Source organism: Inquilinus limosus (genome assembly GCF_051487185.1).
Taxonomy (GTDB): Bacteria; Pseudomonadota; Alphaproteobacteria; order DSM-16000; family Inquilinaceae; genus Inquilinus; species Inquilinus limosus_F.
In genome coordinates this window covers 37,599-60,323 of record NZ_JAHVDK010000012.1, presented here as the reverse complement: position 1 = coordinate 60,323, position 22,725 = coordinate 37,599, and the positions used below count along the sequence as shown (strand labels likewise).

Annotated in this window: 17 protein-coding genes and 1 pseudogene; 15 read left to right on the top strand and 3 right to left on the bottom strand. The window is 68.1% G+C overall.

The genetic code is table 11. The annotated features are described in order from the left end of the window. The first annotated feature begins 3 nt into the window (after positions 1-3). From KXR53_RS15305 to KXR53_RS15285, 5 genes and pseudogenes are all read left to right on the top strand, one after another. Positions 4-1,059: a sodium:calcium antiporter gene (locus tag KXR53_RS15305; RefSeq protein WP_437376089.1), complete on the top strand. Its 1,056-nt coding sequence runs from the start codon at positions 4-6 to the stop codon at positions 1,057-1,059. Beyond that, on the top strand, positions 1,056-3,605 hold the full coding sequence (locus KXR53_RS15300; protein WP_437376088.1) for a cbb3-type cytochrome c oxidase subunit I: 2,550 nt from the start codon (positions 1,056-1,058) through the stop codon (positions 3,603-3,605). Before KXR53_RS15305 ends, KXR53_RS15300 begins: the two co-directional genes overlap by 4 nt. Beyond that, positions 3,605-3,964 carry a hypothetical protein gene (locus KXR53_RS15295; RefSeq protein WP_437376087.1) on the top strand — a complete coding sequence of 120 codons (360 nt, stop codon included), beginning with the start codon at positions 3,605-3,607 and terminating at the stop codon, positions 3,962-3,964. The genes KXR53_RS15300 and KXR53_RS15295 overlap by 1 nt, the downstream gene beginning before the upstream one ends. Positions 3,965-4,046: 82 nt before the next feature. Further along, positions 4,047-4,256, top strand: a pseudogene (locus KXR53_RS15290) (methyltransferase domain-containing protein); the annotation flags it as partial. Between the two features lie 266 nt (positions 4,257-4,522). Beyond that, positions 4,523-6,316, top strand: coding sequence for an adenylate/guanylate cyclase domain-containing protein (locus KXR53_RS15285; protein WP_437376086.1), 1,794 nt, complete (start codon positions 4,523-4,525; stop codon positions 6,314-6,316). 157 nt (positions 6,317-6,473) lie between these two features. Here the strand turns inward: KXR53_RS15285 and KXR53_RS15280 are convergent, their stop codons facing one another. From KXR53_RS15280 to KXR53_RS15270, 3 genes are read right to left on the bottom strand one after another with little or no spacing between them, the layout of a single operon-like run. Then, complete coding sequence (locus KXR53_RS15280; RefSeq protein ID WP_437376085.1) at positions 6,474-7,277, bottom strand: ABC transporter permease; 804 nt, start codon at positions 7,275-7,277, stop codon at positions 6,474-6,476. A 4-nt stretch (positions 7,278-7,281) separates the two neighbouring features. After that, complete coding sequence (locus tag KXR53_RS15275) at positions 7,282-8,112, bottom strand: ABC transporter permease (protein WP_437376084.1); 831 nt, start codon at positions 8,110-8,112, stop codon at positions 7,282-7,284. Between the two features lie 3 nt (positions 8,113-8,115). Further along, positions 8,116-9,108 carry an ABC transporter ATP-binding protein gene (locus tag KXR53_RS15270; protein WP_437376083.1) on the bottom strand — a complete coding sequence of 331 codons (993 nt, stop codon included), beginning with the start codon at positions 9,106-9,108 and terminating at the stop codon, positions 8,116-8,118. A gap of 428 nt (positions 9,109-9,536) precedes the next feature. On the opposite strand from KXR53_RS15270, the gene KXR53_RS15265 reads away from it, so the two are divergent. The 10 genes from KXR53_RS15265 (at position 9,537) to KXR53_RS15220 (ending at position 22,707) form a co-directional block, all read left to right on the top strand. Further along, on the top strand, positions 9,537-9,932 hold the full coding sequence (locus KXR53_RS15265; RefSeq protein ID WP_437376082.1) for a hypothetical protein: 396 nt from the start codon (positions 9,537-9,539) through the stop codon (positions 9,930-9,932). Positions 9,933-10,026: 94 nt separating this feature from the next. Further along, positions 10,027-10,686 carry a hypothetical protein gene (locus KXR53_RS15260; RefSeq protein WP_437376081.1) on the top strand — a complete coding sequence of 220 codons (660 nt, stop codon included), beginning with the start codon at positions 10,027-10,029 and terminating at the stop codon, positions 10,684-10,686. Positions 10,687-10,939: 253 nt separating this feature from the next. Beyond that, positions 10,940-11,779 carry an SDR family oxidoreductase gene (locus KXR53_RS15255; RefSeq protein ID WP_437376080.1) on the top strand — a complete coding sequence of 280 codons (840 nt, stop codon included), beginning with the start codon at positions 10,940-10,942 and terminating at the stop codon, positions 11,777-11,779. 1 nt (position 11,780) lies between these two features. Further along, complete coding sequence (locus KXR53_RS15250) at positions 11,781-12,593, top strand: MIP/aquaporin family protein (protein WP_437376079.1); 813 nt, start codon at positions 11,781-11,783, stop codon at positions 12,591-12,593. After that, positions 12,586-14,034, top strand: a complete 1,449-nt coding sequence (locus tag KXR53_RS15245) for an FAD-dependent oxidoreductase (RefSeq protein ID WP_437376078.1) — start codon at positions 12,586-12,588, stop codon at positions 14,032-14,034. The genes KXR53_RS15250 and KXR53_RS15245 overlap by 8 nt, the downstream gene beginning before the upstream one ends. Further along, positions 14,031-15,053, top strand: a complete 1,023-nt coding sequence (locus KXR53_RS15240) for a VOC family protein (RefSeq protein WP_437376077.1) — start codon at positions 14,031-14,033, stop codon at positions 15,051-15,053. Before KXR53_RS15245 ends, KXR53_RS15240 begins: the two co-directional genes overlap by 4 nt. Further along, positions 15,050-17,245 carry an FAD-dependent oxidoreductase gene (locus KXR53_RS15235; protein WP_437376076.1) on the top strand — a complete coding sequence of 732 codons (2,196 nt, stop codon included), beginning with the start codon at positions 15,050-15,052 and terminating at the stop codon, positions 17,243-17,245. Before KXR53_RS15240 ends, KXR53_RS15235 begins: the two co-directional genes overlap by 4 nt. Positions 17,246-17,358: 113 nt before the next feature. Continuing rightward, positions 17,359-19,434, top strand: a complete 2,076-nt coding sequence (locus KXR53_RS15230; protein WP_437376074.1) for an amylo-alpha-1,6-glucosidase — start codon at positions 17,359-17,361, stop codon at positions 19,432-19,434. 27 nt (positions 19,435-19,461) lie between these two features. Continuing rightward, on the top strand, positions 19,462-22,230 hold the full coding sequence (locus tag KXR53_RS15225; RefSeq protein ID WP_437376072.1) for an MGH1-like glycoside hydrolase domain-containing protein: 2,769 nt from the start codon (positions 19,462-19,464) through the stop codon (positions 22,228-22,230). A gap of 183 nt (positions 22,231-22,413) precedes the next feature. Next, complete coding sequence (locus KXR53_RS15220; protein ID WP_437376070.1) at positions 22,414-22,707, top strand: BufA1 family periplasmic bufferin-type metallophore; 294 nt, start codon at positions 22,414-22,416, stop codon at positions 22,705-22,707. The last annotated feature ends 18 nt before the right edge of the window (positions 22,708-22,725 follow it).

Below are 22,725 nucleotides of genomic sequence, written 5' to 3'. Positions count from 1 at the left end.
GCGATGGTCGACTTCACCGCGATCTCCCTGCCGTTCAATCTGCTTCTCTTCGCGGTGGCCGCCGTCGTCGTCTGGCTCGCGGGCGCCAGGCTCACCCGCTATGCCGACGCGATCAGCCGGGCCACCGGCATCGGCCAGGCCGTCATCGGCATCATCCTGCTCGCCGGCGTGACCTCGCTGCCCGAGATCGGCGTCACGGCAACGGCCTCGATCGCCGGCGACGCGGAGCTCGCGGTCAACAACCTCATCGGCAGCATCGCACTGCAGGTCACCATGCTGGCCGTGGTCGATGCCTTCATCGGCCGCCGGGCACTGACGGCGGTCGTGCCGGAGCCGGCCGTGCTGCTGGAGGGCAGCCTCAACGTCATCCTGATCAGCTTCGCGGCGGCAGCCATGGTGGTCGGCGACGTCGCCCTCTTCGGCGCGGGCCTCTGGGCCTGGGGCTGTCTCGCCCTCTATGTCGGCTGCATCTTCGTCCTGGCCCATGCGGAAGGCCGGCGGCCTTGGCTGGCCGCCCAAGCGGGACACGTGGACCACGAGGTGATCGGGGACCAGGAGCGCAAGGACGAGCCGGGCGAGATGCCGGATCGGCTCTACTGGAAGACGGTCGCGATCGCAGCCGTGATCCTCCTGGGCGGCTTCGTGCTCGCTCGCAGCGGCGACGCGATCGCCGAGCAGAGCGGGCTGGGCGCGAGCTTCGTCGGCTTCGTGCTGATCGCCTTCGCCACATCGCTGCCGGAGCTCAGTACCGCCCTCACGGCGGCACGCCGCGGCCTTTACACCATGGCTATCTCCGACATCCTCGGTACGAACCTACTCAACATCGCCATGATCGCGCTCGTCGACATCATCGGCAGCGGCGAGCCCGTCCTCGGGCGCCTCGGCAGCTTTTCGATCTTCGGGGCGCTGCTGGCGATCCTGCTCACCTCGCTGTTCCAGGCCGGCCTCGCGGAACGCCGCGACCGGTCGATCTTCCGGATGGGGTACGATTCGGCACTGGTCCTGGTCGTCTATGCCGGCGGGGTGGCGCTGCTCTATATGCTGAGGCCGGACCGGTGAACGGCGACGCCGGATACGAGCTGCCGAACCCGGAGCCGCGGCCCGAGGGCGAGGAGGAGGAGCTGCTGCGGATCTGGGCGCGGCCCAGGGGCTGGCGGATCATCTCCGCCGTCAACAACACCGTCGTCGGCATCGCCTATCTGGGTGGGGCCTTCCTGTTCTTCCTGCTGGCCGGGGTGCTGGGGTTGCTCATCCGAACGCAACTGGCCGTCCCCGGGAACGACTTCCTCGGCCAGGACCTGTACAACCAGATGTTCACCGTACACGGCACGACGATGATGTTCCTGTTCGCCGTGCCGGCGGTCGAGGCCCTGGGCATCATGCTGCTGCCGCAGATGCTGGCCGCGCGGGACCTGCCGTTTCCGCGGCTCAGCGCCTTCGCGATCTGGGCCTATATCGTCGGCGGCCTGGTCTTCTTCTCGACCATCCTCTACGACCTCGCGCCGGCGGGCGGCTGGTTCATGTACACGCCGCTGACGCTCAAGGAGTTCTCGCCGGGCGACAATGCGGATTTCTGGCTGCTCGGCATCGGCTTTATCGAGATCTCGGCGATCGCCGGCGCGGTCGAGATCGTCGTCGGCACGCTGAAGACGCGGCCGCCGGGCATGTCGCTGGCGAAGATGCCGATCTTCGCCTGGGCGATGCTGATCTTCGCGGCGATGATCATCTTCGCCTTTCCACCCGTCATCCTCGGCACGATGCTGCTCGAGATCGAGCGGTCCTTCGGCTGGCCCTTCTTCACCGCGGCCCAGGGCGGCGATCCGCTCCTGTGGCAGCACCTGTTCTGGTTCTTCGGCCATCCGGAGGTCTACATCATCTTCCTGCCCGCCGCGGGCCTGGTCTCGATGATCGTGTCGACGATGGCCCGGCGACCGCTGGTGGGGCACGACCTGATCGTGGTCGCGCTGCTCGGGACGGGCTTCTTCTCCTTCGGCCTGTGGGTCCACCACATGTTCACGACGGGCATACCGTCGCTCAGCCTCGCCTTCTTCTCCGCGGCCAGCATGGCGGTGGCGATCCCGTCGGGCATCCAGGTCTTCTCCTGGATCGCGACGATCGCGGCGAGCCGCGGCCGCTTCCGCATCACCACATCGTCGCTCTTCGTGATCGGTTTTCTCTTCGTCTTCACGATGGGCGGGCTGACCGGCGTCATGGTCGCCCTGGTGCCGGTCGACTTCCAGGTGCACGACACCTATTTCGTCGTCGCCCATTTCCATTACGTGCTGATCGGCGGGGTGGTGTTCCCGCTGTTCGCGACCTTCTACCACTGGGTCCCGATGGTGAGCCGGAGAATGCTGTCCGAGCGGCTCGGGCGCTGGGTCTTCGGGCTGATGTTCACCGGCTTCCACATCGCCTTCTTCCCGATGCACCTGAGCGGGCTGCTCGGCATGCCGCGCCGCGTCTGGACCTATCCCGAGGATCTCGGGTGGAACACGCTGAACCTGGTCTCGACCGTCGGCGCCTATGTCCTCGCCGCCGGCGTGCTGCTCTTCGTGATCGATCTCTGCCGCCGGTTCCGGCCGGCCATCTCCGATTCCGGCCGACCCGACAATCCCTGGGGTGCGGGCACGCTGGAATGGCTTCCGAGCGACGTGTATTCGACCCGGAGCATCCCGCTGGTGACCAGCCGCGAACCGCTCTGGGACCAGCCGAACCTGGCCGGGGAGGTGAAGGAGGGCCGGCATTTCCTGCCCAACGCCCCGACCGGCGACCGCGAGACCATCGTCACCAGCGCGATCGAAGGCAGGCCGCAATACATCATCCGCATGCCCGGACCGGGCTTCGCGCATATGATTGCCGCGGTGTTCACGGCCGCATTCTTCCTGCTGCTGACGGTCAAGCTCGTCACCGTGGCGATCGTCTGCGCCGTCGTCGCCATCGGCGCCTGCCTCGTCTGGACCTGGGGGCTCGACAAGGGGCCCGGCCGAGGGCCGGTCGAGATCGGCGGCGGCATCCGCCTGCCGACCTACATGACCGGCCCGACGTCGCATTCCTGGTGGGCGACGACGGTGCTGATCCTCGTCGCCGGCTCGCTCTATCTCGCCTTCGTCTTCTCATATCTCTATCTCTGGATCGTCTCGCCCGAGGTCTGGGCGCCGCGCGGGTCGCCGGCGCTGCCGCATCCTGGCTGGCCCCTGGCCGCCGCCAGTCTCGCGCTGGCGGGCATGGCGGCGACCTTCGCCGCCGGCCGGCTGCTTCCGGCCCCTGGCCAGCGCGGCTTCCGCGCCCCCCTCCTGTTCGCCCTCGCCGCGGCCTGCCTCGCCGGCGCGGTCGCGCTCAGCATCTGGAGCCACTGGCAGACCGGACTGCGGCCGACCGACAACGCCTATGGCGCGATGGTCTACATGGCCGGCGTGCTCGACGCCCAGCCCGCCTTCGCCGTGGTCATGCTCTTCGCAGTCGCCATCGCCCGCCACGCGACCGGCCGTCTCGACCGCGAGCGGCGCGTCGGCTTCGAGGTGGCCGCGCTGCTCTGCACCTATGCCGTCGGGCAGATCCTGTTCGGCCTCCTGCTCGTGCACGGCTTTCCCAGGGTGGCGGGCTGATGGGGAGGCGCGAACCCTCGACCATCGGCACGCTGGTCTTCCTCATGTGGGGCCTGGTCGTCTGGGGCCTGCAGCTCACGGCGATCTATGTCGGCCATGCCTGGCTCTGCGCGCTCGGCGCGCCAGCGGACGCGACCGCCTTGCTCGCGGTGGTCCTCACGATCCTCGCCGTCGCCGCGATCCTGCCGGTGGCGTGGTCGCCGTCCCGGCCGGCCGCGCTGGCCGGGCTCAAGGAGCCGGCCGGCGATCTCCGGCATCTGATGGCGATCGCGCGCGTCGTCGCCCTGCTGTCGATCGTCGCCGCCATCTGGACCGGCGCCACTGCAATCTTCATCAAGGCCTGCGAGCTGGCCCGGTAATGTGCGGCTGGCCCTGTATCGGCAGATCCGATGCTCGCGTCCGCTCCGATGATGCCGGCTCCCACAGCTCTCAGAAGCTGCCCTCGACGTGGTTTGTGGGACAGGGGCCGGAACGCGTCTTGCCGCAGCGCATTCAGAAGCGGGCCGCGTTGTTGGCCTGGACTTCAATGGCGGGATGCTTGCGGCGGCTCGCACTCTGTCAAACAGCGGTGCACCGGTCGAGTGGGTCGAGGGCAGCGCTTCCGGTCTATGGCATCCTTCCTCACCAGAGCGATCAGGTTCGCTCGAGTGAGCCGCGCCAAGCATAGCCATCGAGAACGCCCCGAGAGCGAGATTTGCGCCGATCGGCTGGGTCGCGATCCGCAGTGATATCAAGCTATGCTACGGCCGGTCCTGAACCAGAACTCCCACTTTCCCCTGCCATCGCGGCGCTGGTCTGGCGGGTGTATGATATGCCGATGCTGCCGGAGGTACCGGGTCGGGGCGCAGTCGGCGCTACAAAGCGCGTTGGGAGCGGCATAGATACCGGGAGGCGTGGACGCTCTGGAGGACGTCGGCATGGCTATGCCTGTGGATCGACGGCTCGCCGCGCTCATGGCCATCGACATCGTCGGCTATTCCCGCCTGATGGAAGCCGACGAAGCGGCGACCCTCGCCGCGATCAAGGACCTGCGGCACGCGGGGATCGATCCGCTGGTGGCGCAGCACCACGGCCGCATCGTCAAGCTGATGGGCGACGGCGCGATCATCGAATTCGGTTCGGTCGTCGACGCAGTCGCTTGCGCAGTTGCCATACAGAAGGACTCTGCCGCCCGGCAGGCTGCCTGCCCGGCTGAGCGGCGCATCGTCTTTCGCATCGGAGTCAACCTCGGCGACGTGGTGGTGGAGGGCGACGACCTGCTGGGGGACGGCGTTAATGTGGCGGCCCGGCTGGAGCAGGTGTGCTCACCCGGCAGCGTACTGATTTCCGGGACAGTCTACGATCATCTCCAGGGCAAGCTGGACTGTCATTTCGAGTATGCCGGCGAGCAGCGCCTCAGGAACATCGCGCGCCCGATCCGGACGTATCGCTTGGCGCTCGCCGGCGCCTCGGCCGGCTCACTGACTGCCCCGGCACCGACCGAAAGACCTGCGGTCGCCGTTCTTCCGTTCGAGAACATGAGCGGCGATTCCGAGCAGGCCTACTTCAGCGACGGCATCACCGAGGACATCATCACCGAGCTTTCGCGCTTCCGCGAGCTTCTGGTGATCGCACGCAACTCCTCCTTCTCGTTCCGCGGGCGGAGCGTGGACGTGCGCGAGGTCGGCCGTGTACTGGGCGCCGGCTACGTGGTCGAGGGGAGCGTGCGGCGAGCCGGAAACCGCGTTCGCATCACGGCCCAGCTCGTGGACGCCGGTTCCGGTGCGCACCTCTGGGCGGAGAGGTATGACCGAGCGCTCGAAGACGTGTTTGCTATCCAGGACGAGATTGCCCGACAGATCGTCGCAAGGGTCGCCCAACGTGTCTACGAGGCAAGCGAGGCCGCCGCCCGGCGGCGTCCGCCGGAGGACATCCGCGCCTACGATCTCTTCCTTCAGGGCCTTCGTCTCTCCGATACCTTCACGCCGGAGGCCCAAGCGAAGGTGCAAGCGCTGTTCGAGCAGGCTCTTACGATCGATCCCACGTTTGCCCGCGCCTATACGGGTCTTGCCTTCGTCTACATCAACCGCGCGATCGACGGCGGGGTCGGGGTGCCCCGGGAGAAGGACGAGAACCGGGTCACGGCGCTGCGCCTGGCGGAACAGGCGCTCGCGCTCGATCCGAACGACCCGCGGGTCCACTCCACGCTCGGGTATATGTGCCTGACCTGGCGCCAGTTCGATCGTGCCGAACGTCACATGGATCTTGCGAGGACGATGAACCCGAACGACCCCATGATCCAGATCACCTGGGCGTGGGTTCAGGCTTGTCTGGGGAAGCCGGAGCGGGCCATGCCTGCGGCTGAGATCGCCTTCAGGCTCAATCCGTGCCACCCGAATTGGTACAATTACTATTTCTCACGCATCCTCTTCCTGCTCGGCCGCTACGGCGAAGTGGCGACCCTGTTGGAGCAGCGAACGATCGACGCACCCGCTCGTCACCCGAGGGACATGGCCTGGCGCGCGGCGGCGTACGGCCATCTGGGACGCATCGAGGAGGCACGGCGCTGCGCCGAGATGTTCGTCCACTCCGTCCAACGCTACTGGCGCGGCGACCCGGCCGCCGGTCCCGCCGAGTACGTCGACTGGCTCGTGGACATCTCCTACCTGCAACGGCCGGAGGACATGCAGCGCTTGCGCGAGGGCCTCCGACTTGCCGGATTGCCGGCTTGACGGGGTGCCAGCCTGACAGTCTGCGCTGGCGCATCTTGGCGGTTCGGTGGATCAAGCGAGCGAGCGCTTTCCATTCCGATCTGTCGGTGGACCTGGCCGAAGGGCGCCATATGCGGCGGTTTCCTCCTATTCCCCACCCGCCGGCAGCATCCGAGCTTCAGCTCCCGGTCGACATGTACTTCGATACTCCGATCCGCCAAGCCCGGAACGAGAGAGCCAGGAAGGCGAAGCCTGCCGCCGGTGTCATCGGCAGAAGCCAGTCGGGGGCCCCGAGCGGGTCGGATCGCCCGAGAATGGCGAGCACCGGATAGTACGCCACACAGGCGAGCGGCACGACGAAGGTCAGGAAGGTGCGAAACCAGCGAGCATAGATGCCGAGCGGAAACTGGCCCGCATAGACGCCGCCATAGGTGAGTGCGTTGACAGCCTCGAGGCTTTCGATGGTCCAGAAGGCCATCGCCGCCTGGAGAACGAAGAGGGCGACGAAGAAGGCGGTGCCGCCGGCGATCGTCCAGAGAGCCACGGCGACGGTTTCCGGGGTCCAGGTGTACTGCAGGGATTCGGTGGCCACCACCAGGATCGCGGCTGCCTGCAGGAACCGCCCGAACCGGCTGACGCGGAACTCGTAACCCACCAACTGCAGCGCCGTCGAGCGGGGCCTGAGTAGCAGGCGGTCGAAATCGCCCGTGCGCACGAAGTCGGTGCCGAAGACGTCGAAGCCGCGGGTCACGAAATCGGCGACGGAGAAGCTGATGTTGACCAGGCCATAGAAGAACATCACCTCCCCGAAGCTCCAGCCCTTCACGGCCCCGAACCGGTCGAACAAGGCCCAGATCGAGACGATCTCGATGGCCGTCGAGGCCAGTTGCCCGAAGGTCAGCATGATCGCCGAAGCCGGGTACTGCATCTGGCTGCGGATCGAGGCGGTGAAATACCGGCCGAGCAGCATGAGGCCGTTCATCGCCCTACCCTCCCTGGACCTCGAGGTGGCGCATCACACGGCCCAGCCACTGCCGGCCCGCGACCACGAGGGCGAACGTCCAGAATGCCTGCAAGCCGATTCCCGCCCACGCCGTGAGGCCGGCCAGCGCGCCGGAATAGATCCGGTTGGGAATGTCGAGGACGCCGGCGAGGGGCTGCACGAAGAGGACACCGCGGATCGTGTCGGGATAGAGCGGCAAGGGCAGCAGGGCGCCGCTGAACACGACGACCACCGGCACGGCCAGGGTGTTGACCCCTCGGGCATTGAGCGTCGCCACCACGACGATGTTGATCAGCATGACGACGGCACAGGACAGCGCCGCCGCCAAGGCCAACGAGAAGATGAAGAGCAAGGCGGCGGAGGCGCTCGACGGCGGCTTCCAGGCCCATTCGGCCTGGCCGATCAGAGGCAGGACGACCCCGGCGGCGAGAACCATCAGGGCCACCCTCGGAACGACGCGAGCCGTCATCCCGCCGGCCGTACGGGCGTACCACAAGGCGTAGGCGTCCACCGGCCGCAGCCGATCGTAGCTGATGGCGCCGGTGCGCACCGCCGCGGTGATATCGGGATCCGCGACCCAGGGCAGAAGGGCCAGCAGGCCTTGCGCCAGCCAAGTATAGGTCACCGCCTGGGAAAGGCTGAGGGAGGTCGGGGCGGCGGCCTCCGCGCTCAAATAGAAGGCGGCCAGCACCATGACGCGCACCGCGCCGAACCAGCACTGGGTGACGAAGCCGGCCAGGGCTGCCGCCCTGTACTGCATCATCAACAGGAACCGCGAGGAGAAGGCCGCGACGTAAGGGCGGAGCGCCTCCATGGCTCAGGCCTCGCCGGCGCCGTGCAGGTCGTAGAATCGGGCGATCACCTCCTCGATCGCAGGCTGCTCGACATGAATGTCCTCGACCGAATGCCCGGCCGTGATGGCCGCTATGAGCGCCGGGGCGCTGGTGATGCGGGGATCGAAGGCGAGCTCCACGGACCGGCCGTTGCGCCCCCGGATCTCGACGCCGGGCAAGGCCAGATCGGGGGCGTCCTGGGCGAAATCCACGAGCAGCCGGCGCTCGGCGAACACGTTGGCACGAAGGACCTCGAAGGGGCTATCGGCCAGAACACGGCCATGGCCGATGACGATGACCCGCTCCGCCAGGGCCTCGATGTCGTGCATGTCGTGGGTGGTGAGCAGGACGGTGACGCCGCGCTCGCGGTTCAGCGTCTTGACGAACTCTCGAACCGCCAGCTTCGAAGGCGCGTCGAGGCCGATGGTCGGTTCGTCGAGAAAGAGGATCGACGGCTCGTGCAGCAGGGCCGCGGCAAGCTCCGCCCGCATGCGCTGGCCGAGCGAGAGCTGCCGCACCGGCTGGTCGAGCAGGCGCTCGAGCCGCAGCATCGCGACCAGCTCGTCGCGGGCCGCCCGGTAGCGCCGCGGGTCCACCCGATAGATGTCGCGCAGCAGGTCGAAGCCGTCGACGACCGGCAGGTCCCACCAGAGCTGCGTCCTCTGGCCGAACACAACCCCGATACGGGCGACATGCCGGATGCGGTCGAGACAGGGGACCAGGCCGTCGATCTCGATCCGGCCGGAATCGGGCCGCAGAATCCCCGAGAGAATCTTGATGGTGGTCGACTTGCCCGCGCCGTTCGGACCGATGAAGCCCAGGAGTTCCCCCTTCTCCAGGGTGAAGCTGACGTCCTTCAGCGCCTCCACCTTGCGCCAGCGCCGGCGCACGAGCCCGCGCATTGCGCCCAGCACGCCAGGATCTCGCTCGGCCACGCGATAGGTCTTCGCCAGGCCCTGAACCAGGATCTGGGCCATGGCGGCCCCCGGAATGTCAAAGAAGAGGGCGACAGTATTGGGCCGCCTCGGCGAGGTCAATCACTGCTGATCGCAACCGGGGTGCCCTTGACCATGTCGGCCTTGTCGTAGTCGGGTCCGATCGATCGCTTTCCATCATCCGAGGCTGCTAATTGGATTTGGTCAGAGCGCGCCACAACCGGTCATAGAGGCAGTGCCTCCGAAGCGGACATCACGCAGAGCCTCAGCCGTCAACCATAGAGCTGGCCGATCATCATAGAAGAACGGTATCGAAACGAGAGTCAGGAAGTTCGATACCCGGAGCGGTAGGGCGTGTACTCTCAAATCACCGCGATGAACCGGCAATGAAATCAATTCAAGATGATGAAGACTGCGGCCAGTCGCGAGAATTCTGGAAATCACACCGATCTCTCAAAGTGGAGGAACACATGCTCATGCGTAACGTCGCTGTGACGATGTTCGGCCTTGTCCTGGCCGGCGCGGCCCTGCCGGCAGGCGCACAGGCACCGAGCCCCGGGAAAGGCGCAGCCTCATCCGAATGCAGCACCCAGCAGGGCTGCGCCTCCGTCCCGATCGTCCGGAAGAGCGGCGGAGCGAACGGCCTTGGTCTCCGCGGAAATGGCACGGGCGTGTCCGCATTGCAAAGCACCGGTAGGTCGGTATGGACCGGCGGCGGCGCGAATGGCTTCGGTCTCCGCGGAAATGGCACGGGCGTGTCCGCGTTGCAAAGCTCGGGTAAGCCGGTATGGACCGGCGGCGGCGCGAATGGCTTCGGTCTCCGCGGAAATGGCACGGGCCATACCGCAACTGACAGCGCCGAATGACACCCAGATCGGGCTCCGTGGCAGTCGTGGACCTCCTGAAAGTCCTGCAATGACGGCCGGCGGAGCCTGGGGCGGCGCGAACAGGAGGGCGACAATGGCCGTTTCGATCGGCTTCGATCCACATAGGTCGAAAGCGGACCACCGTAAATCGGGCCTCGCGTCCTTGCCTGGAGACGGTTCTGCCGGGGCGCCACGATCAACAGGCGCCCCGTCGATCCCGCGCCCGGACGCCTTCAAAGCGCCGGGAGACGATCGAGAGCTGGAGAAGGCGGTGTCTGCGCTGGAAGATCGAATTCGGACAACACGCGCCGTGCGACCGATCGATTTCCTGAGACTCGGTTTGAAGATCGTGGTGCATCGGGAGGACAGCTTCATTCTCTCGGGGCACGTCGAGAACCGCGTCGAGATCCGGGTTCAACCGGCGGCGTTCGATCCAAGCGACGCCAACGCCTCTCTGTGCTGGGACGTGCATGCCACCTGGCGAGCCGGACGGTCCCGAGCGCGGCACAGGGCAAGTATCGACGAGTGGCTGGGATTGCCCTTCATCGATGCCTTTGCCCTCCTGCGTGGGTTGATCAACGAAGCGGTGGCGGAGAGCCGCGGCGAGGGCGCGGTCACAGATGCCTTTCGACATCGCGGACGATTGGTCCTGAACCCTTTCCGAGATGCCTTCGGGAACGAGACGAGCCCGTCCAGCGAGTATGGCGACAGTTATCTCGTGTGGAGAAGTCGTTCGCCGTTTCCAGCCGACTGACCCACACGCTGATCGGCTTCGGAAAGCGCCAATCGCAGCTCTCCATCCGAGCCGGCAGATTACCTCACCGCCGGAAGCCGAGCCTCCGGCCGGCCGACCGCTGCCGCCGAATTCCCTGGCGCCACCCATGCCTTGGTTTGGGTGGCGATCGGGGGAAACACGGATCCGCTGCTGGCGGCCGACGGATCCGGCGGCCTGAGCGATCGCCGCGCCGCCCCTTGCGTCATAACGGAGACACATCGTGATGACTGTGATGATCGATCGATCTGCCCCGGTCGAAGGGACCGCCCTGCTCCGCCCGTTGGCCGGGCAGAAGGCGCTGGTGACCGGCGCCAACTCCGGCATCGGCAAGGCCGTGGCGCTCGCGCTCGGTGCGGCCGGCGCCGATGTGGTCGTCAACTATGTCGCCGGCGAGGCCGAGGCGGAGGAGGTGGCCCGGACGATCCGCGAGAGCGGCAGCCGCGCCGTCGCCCTGCGCGCCGATGTCTCGCAGGAGGACGATGTCCTGGAGATGTTCGATGCGATGGTCCGCGTCCTCGGCACCGTCGACATCCTGGTGAACAACGCCGGCCTGCAGCGCGACGCGGCGTTCGAGATGATGACGCTGGCGCAGTGGAACACGGTGATCGGCGTCAACCTGACCGGCCAGTTCCTCTGCGCCCGGGAAGCGGTCCGTGAGTTCAAGCGCCGCGGCGTGGTCGAGAGCGTCTCGCTCGCGGCTGGAAAGATCATCTGCATGAGCTCGGTGCACGAGATCATCCCATGGGCCGGGCACGTCAACTACGCGGCGTCGAAAGGCGGCGTCGCGATGCTGATGAAGAGCCTCGCCCAGGAGGTCGCACCGCACCGTATCCGCGTGAACAGCATCGCGCCCGGCGCGATCCGCACCCCGATCAACCGGCCGGCGTGGGAGACGCCGGAGACGTTGGCCTCCCTGCTCGAGCTGATCCCCTACAAGCGGATCGGCGAGCCGGAGGACATCGCCCGCGCCGCGGTCTGGCTGGCCTCCGACGCCTCGGACTATGTGAACGGCACCACCCTGTTCGTCGACGGCGGAATGACCCTCTATCCGGAATTCGCCTCGGGAGGATGAGATGGTCCCGGCAATCCGGATGCTGCGGGCGCATTGGCCGGAATATCTGATGGAGGCCGCCGGGCTCGGCACCTTCATGGTCTCGGCGGGCCTGGTCGCCACCCTGATCGAGCACCCGGCCTCGCCGATCCGCCAGACCTTGCCCGACCCGCTGGCGCGGCGCGCGCTGATGGGGATCGCCATGGGCCTGACCGCCATCGCCCTGGTCTATTCCCCCTGGGGCCGCCGCTCCGGCGCCCATCTGAACCCGGCGATGACGCTGACCTGGCTGCGCCTCGGCAAGGTGGCGCCCTGGGACGCCGCCTTCTACATCGCCGCCCAGTTCGTCGGTGGGGCGGCGGGAGCGTTCCTGGTTTCGGCCATGCTCGGCTCCGCCTTCACCGATCCGCCGATCTCGGCGATCGCGACCACGCCCGGCCCCGCCGGTCCGCTCGCGGCCTTCCTGGCCGAGGCGGCGATGGCCTTCGGCCTGATGTTCCTGGTGCTCACCGCGACCGGAACCCAGCGCGTGATGCGCCTGACCGGGCTGTTCGTCGGCGCCCTGATCGCCCTCTACATCACAGTCGAGGCCCCCCTGTCCGGGATGAGCCTCAACCCTGCGCGGACCACCTCCTCCGCTCTCGCCGGCGGCCTGTGGGCCCATCTCTGGATCTACTATCTGGCCCCGCCGCTCGGCATGCTGCTCGCGGTCGAGGTTTATCGCCCGCTGCGGCGCGATCGGCCGGTGGCCTGCGCCAAGCTCGACCATTCCCCCCATCACCGCTGCATCCATTGCGGCTACCAGCCGCCCGTTCGGGAGGTCGCCCATGCCTGAGCGTTACGATATCATCATCGCCGGCTCTGGCGCCGGCGGCTCCGCCGCGGCCTACAAGCTGGTCCTGGCCGGCAAGCGCGTCCTCCTCCTGGAGAAGGGCCATCGCCTGCCGCGCGATGGCAGCACGCTGGACGTCGCCCAGGTCTTCGCCCAGGGCCGGTTCAAGAACCGCGAGCCCTGGCGCGACGGGCGCGGCGGCACCTTCGTTCCCGGCGAGTACTACAATGTCGGCGGCAAGACGAAATGGTACGGCGCCGCCCTGCTGCGCTTCGACCGCCACGAATTCGAAGCTGACCACGACCATCAGTGCCTGTCCTGGCCGTTCGGCTACGAAGAGCTCGCCCCCTATTACGACCAGGCCGAGGCCCTGCTGCACGTCAACCGCTTCCCGAACGAGCCGGGCGTCCAGGCGCTGTTGGACAAGGTCGTGAACGGCGACATGCGGTGGCGGCCGGCGCCGCTGCCGCTGGGGCTCAAGCCCGAGATCCTGCGGGACGAGGCGGAAGCCAAGCATTTCGACGGCTTCGCCTCGGTCGCCGGCTACAAATCCGACGCCGAGATCAACCTGCTCGGCCGAATCGCCAACGCGCCGAACTTCACGCTTCTGACCAAGAAGAAGGCGGTCGGCCTCCTGCATTCCGACCCGCACCGGGTGGAGGGCGTGGTCTGCGCCGACGGCAGCAGCTATGCCGCCGACACCGTCGTCCTCGCCGCCGGGGCCCTGACCTCGCCGCGCATCCTGCAGGATCATATCGCCGCGACCGGCCTCAGCCACCTGCCCTCCGCTCCCCTGGTCGGCGCCAATATCAAGATCCACGTCAACACCGCGCTGCTCGCGGTGTCGCCCTTCGCCCATCGCGACGTGCTGCGCAAGACCGCGATCCTGTTCAATGACGACTTCCCGCACAGCACCGTCCAGTGCCTTGGCTGGATGGACGGCGAGATCCTGGCGACGCAGCTGCCCGGCGCGGTGCCGCAATTCGTCAACAATGCGATCGGCGCCCGCACCATCGGCTTCTTCGTCACCACCGAGGACGGGTCGAGCCCGGAGAACCGCGTGGTCTCGGGTGGTGGCGAGCAGATGCCGACGCTCGACTACGAGCTCCGGAGGCTGGCCCCGGCCCATGACGAGCACCATGCCGTGGTGCGCGCCTTCTCGCGCCGGCTGCATGCGGCGGGGATGGCGACCGCCGACCGCTATCTCGGCATCGCCGGCACGGCGCATGCCCTGGGCAGCATGGTCACGGGTGTCGACCCTCGCCGGAGTGTCGTCGACCCGCACGGCCGGGTGCACGGCATGACCGGGCTTTACGTCGCCGACGGCAGCGTCCTGCCGCGCTCCAGCAGGGTCAATCCGGCCCTCACCATCTATGCCTGGGGCCTGCGCCTCGGCGACCACCTCGCCGGCCAGACGGCCGGCGCGCCCGAGCCGACGCCATGATCCGCGCCCGCCGCCTTCTCGCTGCAGTCATTGTCGCAGGCTTCCTCGCCGTCGGCCCCGTGGCCCGGGCGCAGCTCGTCACCGCGGTGGATGCGGTCGGCATCACCGTCGGCGACATGGACCGCGCCCTCGCCTTCTACACCGGGGTCCTTTCCTTCTCGGTCGTCTCCGACCGGGAGGTCACGGGACCGGAATGGGAACGCCTGACCGGCGTGTTCGGCGCCCGGCTGCGCATCGCCCGGCTGGAACTCGGCGATGAGGCGGTGGAGCTGATCCAATATCTCACCCCTGCCGGTCGGCCGATTCCGGCCGATTCCCGCAGCAATGACCGCTGGTTCCAGCACATCGCGATCATCGTCTCGGACATGGACCGGGCCTACGCCCTGCTGCGCCAGAACAAGGTCCGATACGCCTCGACGGAACCCCAGACGCTGCCGTCCTGGAACCCGAAGGCGGCCGGCATCCGCGCCTTCTACTTCAAGGACCCCGACGGCAATCCGCTCGAGATCCTGCAGTTCCCGCCCGGCAAGGGGCAGCCGTGGTGGCAGGCGAAGGACCGACTTTTCCTCGGCATCGACCACACCGCGATCGTAGTCACCGACACCGCGGCCAGCCTGGCGCTGTACCGCGACCGGCTCGGGCTCGAGGTCGTCGGCGAGAGCGAGAATTACGGTCCCGAGCAGGAGCATCTCAACAACGTCTTCGGCGCCCGCCTTCGGATCACCACGCTGCGCGCCGCATCCGGGCCGGGCATCGAGTTCCTCGAATATCTCACGCCCACCGACGGGCGCCCGGCGCCGGCCGACACGCGCGCCAACGACCTCTGGCACGAGCAGGTTGAGCTGGTCACGGCCGACGTCGCCGCCGCCGCCGATACGCTGCGAGAGGCGCGAAGCCCCTTCGTGTCCTCGGGCATCGCCACCGTCGCGGACGAAGCGGCGGACGAGCGCCGGGAATTCATGATCCGCGATCCCGACGGCCACGCCCTGCTGCTGACGGGACAGGGAGGACTCCCATGACCACCATCTCGATCACGGCACCGCGGCGAAGCCGGACCGAAGCGCGCCTCATCCGTGCGCTCGCCCTGTGGCGCGACGCCATCCGCATCGGCGAGGCCGGGGCAGCCCCGGTGCTGGATCTGCTGATCCGGCTGTGGCTGGCCCAGAGCTTCTGGGTCTCCGGCATCGTCAAAGTGTCGGACTGGGACGCGGCCCTGTATCTCGCCGCCCAAGAATATCCGGTGTCCTGGATGGACCCGGTGCTGGCGGCATGGCTCGGCGTCACGATCGAGCTGGTTGGGCCGGTGCTGCTCGCGCTCGGCCTCGCCACGCGCTTCGCCGCCATCCCGATGCTGATCCTGGCGCTGGTGGTCCAGTATGCCTACCTCCCGCTGGAGTCGAATCTGCACCAGGCCGTGCTGTTCGGCTGGTACGCGGTGATGGGGGCGGGGCCGATCTCGCTCGACCGCCGCATCGCCCGCGGCATCGAGGACACGGCTGTTCCGTTGGCCCGGCCGGTCGCCCGCCTCTTCGCGGCGGTTACTCGCTTTGCCGGGCCGGCCTATCAGCTGTTCCTGCGCTATTGGATCGCCGCGGTCTTCTTCGCCTCCGGCCTGGTCAAGATCAGCGATTTCGACAGCACCGTCTTCCTGTTCCAGACGGAATATTCCGTTCCGATCCTGCCGCCAGTGCTCGCTGCCTATATGAGCACGGCGGCGGAGCTCGGCTGCTCCGCCCTCATCGTGCTCGGCCTGACTGCGCGGCCGGCGGCGCTGGCACTGATCGGCCTGACGCTGGTGATCGAGCTGACCTATCAGCACCATGTCGACCATCTCACCTGGATGGCGCTGCTCGGCCTGATCGTGCTGCGCGGCCCGGGCCTGCTGTCGCTCGATGCGCTGGCCCGGCACTGGCTGCAGCACCGTTTCCCGTCGCCCGCGGATCTTCCCTTCTCCGCCTTTGGCGACCTGCCGCATGTGGTGATCGTCGGCGCCGGCTTCGGCGGCGTGGCGGCGGCCCGGGCGCTGCGCCATGCGCCGTGCCGGGTCACGCTGATCGACCGGCACAACTACCATCTGTTCCAGCCGCTGCTGTACCAGGTGGCGACCGCGGGTCTCTCGCCGGCCGACATCGCCACGCCGATCCGCGGCATGTTCCGCGACCAGGCGAATGCCCGCATCCTGCTGGGCCGAGTCACCGGCGTGGACGCGGCGAAGCAGGCCGTGCTCGTCGGCGAGCAGGCGGTCCCCTATGACTATCTCGTCCTCGCCACCGGCGCCCGCCACGCCTATTTCGGCCATGACGAGTGGGAGCCGACCGCGCCCGGCCTGAAGAAGATCGAGGACGCGACCGACATCCGACGCCGCCTCCTCCTGGCCTTCGAGCGGGCCGAGGGCGCCGCCGACGCCACCGAGCGGCTGGAGCAGATGACCTTCGTCGTGGTCGGCGGCGGCCCGACCGGTGTCGAGCTGGCCGGCGCGATCGCGGAGCTGGCCCGTCACGGCATGAAGCGCGACTTCCGGACGATCGAGCCGGCCTTCGCCCGCGTGCTGCTGATCCAATCCGGCTCGCGCGTCCTGCCGACCTTCCCGGAGGCCTTGTCCGCGGCGGCCGCCCGGGCGCTCCAGGCGCTCGGCGTTGAGCTGCTGCTGGACAGCACTGTGGAGGCGATCGACGAGACGGGCGTTGTGGTCGGCGGGACGCGGATCGCCGCCCGCACCGTGTTCTGGGCCGCGGGCGTCATGGCCTCACCGGCCGCGAAATGGCTGCAGGCGGAATGCGACCGTGCCGGGCGGATCAAGGTGCGGCCGGACCTGTCCGTGCCCGGCCTGCCGAACGTCTTCGCGATCGGCGATACCGCTTGGTCGGAGGGTGGGGACGGCAAACCGGTCCCCGGCCTAGCCCCCGCGGCCAAGCAGGCCGGGGCCTATGTCGCGCGGCTGATCCGGTCGCGGCTGGAGGGACGGCCGGCGCCGGCTCCCTTCCGCTACCGCCATCTTGGCAGCCTCGCCACCATCGGCCGGCGGGCCGCCGTCGCGGATTTCGGCTGGCTGCGGCTGAGCGGGCCGATGGCTTGGTGGCTCTGGGGCGCGGTCCACATCGCCTTCCTGGCCGGGATGCGCAACCGCATCGCCGTCGCGCTCGACTGGTTCTGGGCCTATCTGACCTTCCGGCGCAGCACCCGCCTGATCACCGGCGACGAGCGGGGCTGACCCGCCGTCCCAATGCCTGCGGGACATCGGGCCGATAGATCATCGGCATTCGCATCGACCTCAGACTTCTAGGACACTGAACCACAATCAATCGACCCAGGGAGGATTGATCCATGGACATGGCGAAGCCCTCCGCCCCTCGATCCGATCGCCGCCCGCGCGAGGCGGGCTCTCCGCCGCTGCCGGGCTTCATCCGCTTCGGCCGGGACGTGTGCGGCGACCTGCGGGAGGCGGAGCGGCGGGAATGGTGGTTGAGCAACGGCCGCGGCGCCTATGCCGCAGGGACCGTCGCTGGCAGCCTGACCCGTCGCTATCACGGGCTGCTGATCGCGCCGGTGGACCCGCCGCTGGGTCGGGTCCTGGTCTTCGCGAGGGCGGACGCCACGCTGATCCAGGACGGCCGGGAGACGGCGCTGTTCACGAATCGCTGGGTCGGCGGCGCCGTCGTGCCGGGCGGCCATATCGAGATCGAATCCTTCCACCTCGACGGCACTGTCCCGACCTGGATCTACGCCGTCGGGCGCAGCCGGATCGAGCACCGCATCTGGATGGAGCACGGCGCCGACACGACCTACGCCGCCTGGCGCCTGCTGCCGGACCCGATCCCGGCCCCTGAGCTCCAGCTGCGGATCCGGCTGCTGGCCAATGGCCGCGACCATCACGGCCAGACCGCCGTCGGGGAGTTCGATCCACGGCTGGAAATGCGCGACGGCGCCCTCGTCGTCGATGCCGGCCGCTTTGCGCTGACCCTGGCTGCGTCGGGCGGCGAGATCGCCCTCGACCGCGCCTGGATCGAGAATTTCGACATGCCGGCGGAGCGCGAGCGCGGCCTGTTCGATCGCGACAACCATCTCACCGTCGGCATGGCCTCGCTGGCTCTCGTGCCGGACCGGTGGGTCGGCGTCGTCGGCAGCCTGCACCCGGACCCGCCGACCGATCTCGACGCCGCGCTGGAACGGCGCCGGCGGCACGACGGCGAGGTCCTGGCGGCGGCCGCCGGCCAGCTCGGTCCCGACGGACTGCCGGACTGGATCGCGCAGCTTACCCTCGCCGCCGACGGCTTCCTGTTTTCCCGGCCGCTGCCCGGGGTGCCGGACGGCGTATCGGTGATCGCCGGCTATCCCTGGTTCGGCGACTGGGGCCGCGACACGATGATCGCCTTGCCTGGGCTGACGCTGGCCACCGGCCGGCCGGAGCTGGCGCGGCGGATCCTTAATACTTTCGCCCGCTTCGTCGACCGGGGCATGCTGCCGAACGTCTTTCCAGGCGCCGGCCAGGTGCCGGACTACAACACCGCCGATGCCGCGCTGTGGTTCTTCGAGGCCTGGCGCGCCTATGTCGAGGCGACCGGCGACACGGCCGCGCTCAAGGCCGTCTTCCCGGTGCTGGCGGAGATGATCGAATGGCACCGCAGCGGCACCCGCTACGGCATCGGCGTCGACCCGGCGGACGGGCTGCTGCGCGCCGGCGAGCCCGGGGTGCAGCTGACCTGGATGGACTCCAAGGTCGGCGACTGGGTGGTCACGCCGCGCATCGGCAAGCCGGTGGAGATCAGTGCCCTCTGGTACAATGCGCTGCGCATCATGGCGGATTTCGCGGCCATGCTGGGACAGTCGCCCGACATCTATGCCGAACTTGCGGCCCAGGCCCGGCAGGGCTTCCAGCGCTTCGTCAACCCGGCGAATGGCGGCCTCTACGATGTGCTCGACGGTCCCGCGGGCGACGACGCCAGCATCCGGCCGAACCAGATCCTGGCCGTCAGCCTGCCGCACAGCGCGCTCGATCCGGACCGGCAGGCCGCCATCGTGGCGCTGTGCGGCGAGAGCCTTCTGACCTCCTACGGGCTGCGGTCGCTGTCGCCCGAGGATCCGGCCTTCCATCCGACCTATGGCGGCGACGTCCGGGCGCGCGACGGCGGCTATCACCAGGGGCCGGTCTGGGCCTGGCTGCTGGGCCACTACGCCCTCGCCGAACACCGGGTGCATGGCGACGCCGCCGCGGCGCTCGCCCGCCTGGCGCCGATCCGCGACCATCTCGCCGACGCCGCCCTCGGCCATGTCAGCGAGATCTTCGACGCCGCCGCGCCGCATCGGCCCGCCGGGTGCCCGGCCCAGGCCTGGTCGGCCGCCTGCATCCTCGAAGCCTGGTGGCGCCTGCGCCGGATGGCGGCCGCGCCCGGCCGGCCTTGATCCCTTCCGTCAGAGGAGAATGCCGTCATGCCCACCTTGAACGCCGAGCAGAAGAGGCTGGAAGCACAGCGCAGCGGCGCCGAGGACTGGCGCCGCTGGGGTCCCTATCTGTCGGAACGCGCCTGGGGCACGGTGCGCGAGGACTACAGCCCCTATGGCGAGGCCTGGGAGCATTTCGACCACGACCAGGCGCGGTCCCGGGCCTATCGCTGGAGCGAGGACGGCCTGGCCGGGCTGAGCGACGACCGGCAGCTCCTGTGCTTCGGGCTCGCCCTGTGGAACGGGCGTGACCCGATCCTGAAGGAACGCGCCTTCGGCCTGACCGGCAATCAGGGCAATCACGGCGAGGATGTGAAGGAGTATTACTTCTATCTTGACGCAACACCCTCCCACAGCTGGCTGCGTTATCTCTACAAATATCCCCAGGCCGAGTACTCCTATGCCCGGCTGGTCGAGGAGAACCGCCGTCGCGGCCGGCACGAGCCGCCGTTTGGACTTATGGACACTGGCGTCTTCTCCGACGGGCGTTACTGGGATGTGGAGGTGGTCTACGCCAAGGCCGGGCCGGACGAGGTCCATATCCGGATCACGGCGCACAATCGCGGGCCCCAGGCGGCGGTGCTGCATCTGCTGCCGACCCTCTGGTTCCGCAACACCTGGTCCTGGGACGAGGACGGCGACCGGCCGATCCTTCGTTTCGATCCGCCGCCGGAAGGGGCCGCCTGGGCCGTCAAAGCCGACCACCCGGCCCTCGGTCGGCGTTATCTCTATGGCCGCCATCCGGCAGAGCCGCTGTTCACCGGGAACGACACCAACCTGGAGCGGCTGTGGGGCCAGCCGAACCCCTCGCCCTATGTGAAGGACGCCTTCCATCGCCGGGTCATCCGGGGCGAGGAGGCGGCGGTCAATCCCGACCGGCAGGGCACTAAATTCGCGGCATGGTCGAGGCTGGAGGTGCCGGCGCGGGACAGCGTCACGATCGAGCTGGTGCTCTCAGGCGCGGCGCTGGATGCGCCCTTCGCCCGCAGCGAGCCCGTCTTCGCCGAACGCCGCGCCGAAGCGGATGCGTTCTTCGCCGACCTCCTCCCCGATGCCGGCGGCGAGGAGCATCGGATCCTGCGCCAGACCCTCGCCGGCATGATCTGGTCCAAGCAGTTCTTCCATTTCGATGTCGAGCGCTGGCTGAAGGGGGACCGGCTGACCCCGCCGTCCAGCCGGCTCGGCGGCCGGAACAGCAAGTGGAAGCACTTCAAGGCCGGCGATGTGATCTCTATGCCGGACAAGTGGGAGTATCCCTGGTTCGCGGCCTGGGACCTGGCCTATCACTGCGGCGCGCTGGCCCTGGTGGATGTCGACTTCGCCAAGGATCAGGTCGAGATCCTGCTGAAGGAAAACTACCTCCATCCCAACGGCCAGATTCCGGCCTATGAATGGGCGTTCGAGGACGTCAACCCGCCGCTCCACGCCGCCGCGGCACTGAAGGTGTTCCGGGCGGAGCGGGTGCAGCGCGGCGCCGGCGACCTGCATTTCCTGCACCGCGTCTTCCACAAGCTGCTGCTCTATTACGCGTGGTGGATCAACCGGAAGGACGGCGACGGCCACAACGTGTTCGAGGGCGGCTTCCTTGGGCTCGACAACATCTCGGTGTTCGACCGCTCCCGTCCGCTGCCGCAGGGTTTCCGGCTGAAGCAGGCGGATGCGACCGGCTGGATGGCGATGTTCGCCCTGAACATGACTGTCATGGCGCTGGAGCTGGCCACGGAGGACCCGGATTACGAGAACATCGCGATCCAGACCTATCAGCAGTTCCTCGCCATCGCCAACGCGATCGGCGGCCAAGCCGGCACGGGCGTGCCGCTGTGGGACGAGGAGGCGGGGTTCTTCAAGGACCTGATCATCGATCCGGACGGTCGCGCGCACCGCATCGATGTCTATTCGATGGTCGGCCTGATCCCGCTCTTCGCCACTGAGGTCGTCGACCGGCGGCTGCTCACCAAGGTCCCGCGCTTCCGCGCGATGCTGCATCACCACAAGGGCGGCGTCTTCCGCGGTCATTCCATCTGCGCCTGCCCGGATTGGGAGAACGAGCGGGGCGAGCACCTGCTCGCCATCGTCGACCATGCGATGCTGCCGCGGATCCTCGAGCATCTGCTGAAGGAGGACGAGTTCCTGTCGCCCTACGGCGTCCGCAGCGTCAGCCGCATCCATGCGGAACGGCGGGACCTGGGCACCCTGCCCGGGATCGGCCAGGCGATCATCGAATATGTCCCGGGCGAGTCGAATTCCGGCCTGTTCGGGGGCAATTCGAACTGGCGCGGCCCGATCTGGCTGCCGGTGAACTATTCACTGGTCCTGGCGCTGGAGAAGTTCCATCGCTTTCTCGGCAACGGGTTCACGGTTCCTGTTCCCTGCCTCGCCGATCGCCGCCTCACGCTGAAGGAGATCGCGACGCTGATCGCGGAGCGTCTGGTCGATCTCTATCGTCCCCGGAGCAACGGCGAGCCGCGGCCCGCCATGGCAACCCAGCCGCCGTTCCACGACGATCCGCACTGGCAGGACCTGCTGCTGTTCTACGAGTATTTCCATGCCGACACCGGCCAGGGGCTCGGCGCTGCGCACCAGACCGGGTGGACCGGTCTTCTCGCCAATCTGGTGATGCGCCGGTTCCGCCGCGACATCCCGGAATTCTGGCGCGGACGGGAAGCGGGCCGCAAGCGAAGCAGGATGGAGATCACACCAGCCGTTCCTGCAGAGGCTCCGGCCATCGCGGCAGCCGGGGTCGGGACAGGTTCCTGATCCCCGAGACAATCCATGGAAGACGGCGGCCGGACGGCCGCCGTTTCGCGTTCCGGCGGCGCGACGTGTCATAGCCGGCGACTATCGAACCCATAAGGACATGGCATTTTATCGAGGAGGATCAAGGAATTAGCGTGATCCTGTTCCCGCGCCGAACGCGGCGCCATCGACAGGAGAGGACAGATGACCACCAAGACCACCGCCCTGAACATCGCCACCGCCCTGTTCGGCGCAGTCGCCCTGGCGGCGATCGCGGCGCCGAACCAGGCGCGCGCGGCCGAGCTGGAGAAGTGCTACGGCATCTCGCTCGCCGGCCAGAACAGCTGTGCCAACGAGGCCGGAACCCACTCCTGCGCCGGTCAGTCGAAGGTCGATTACGACGGCGGTGAGTGGCGAGCCGTTGCGGCAGGTGTTTGCACCGAGCTCGGCGGCCAGCCGAAGCCGTTCCAGGGCGTGAACCCGAACAAGAAGAGCTGACCCGTAGACAGGCCTTGA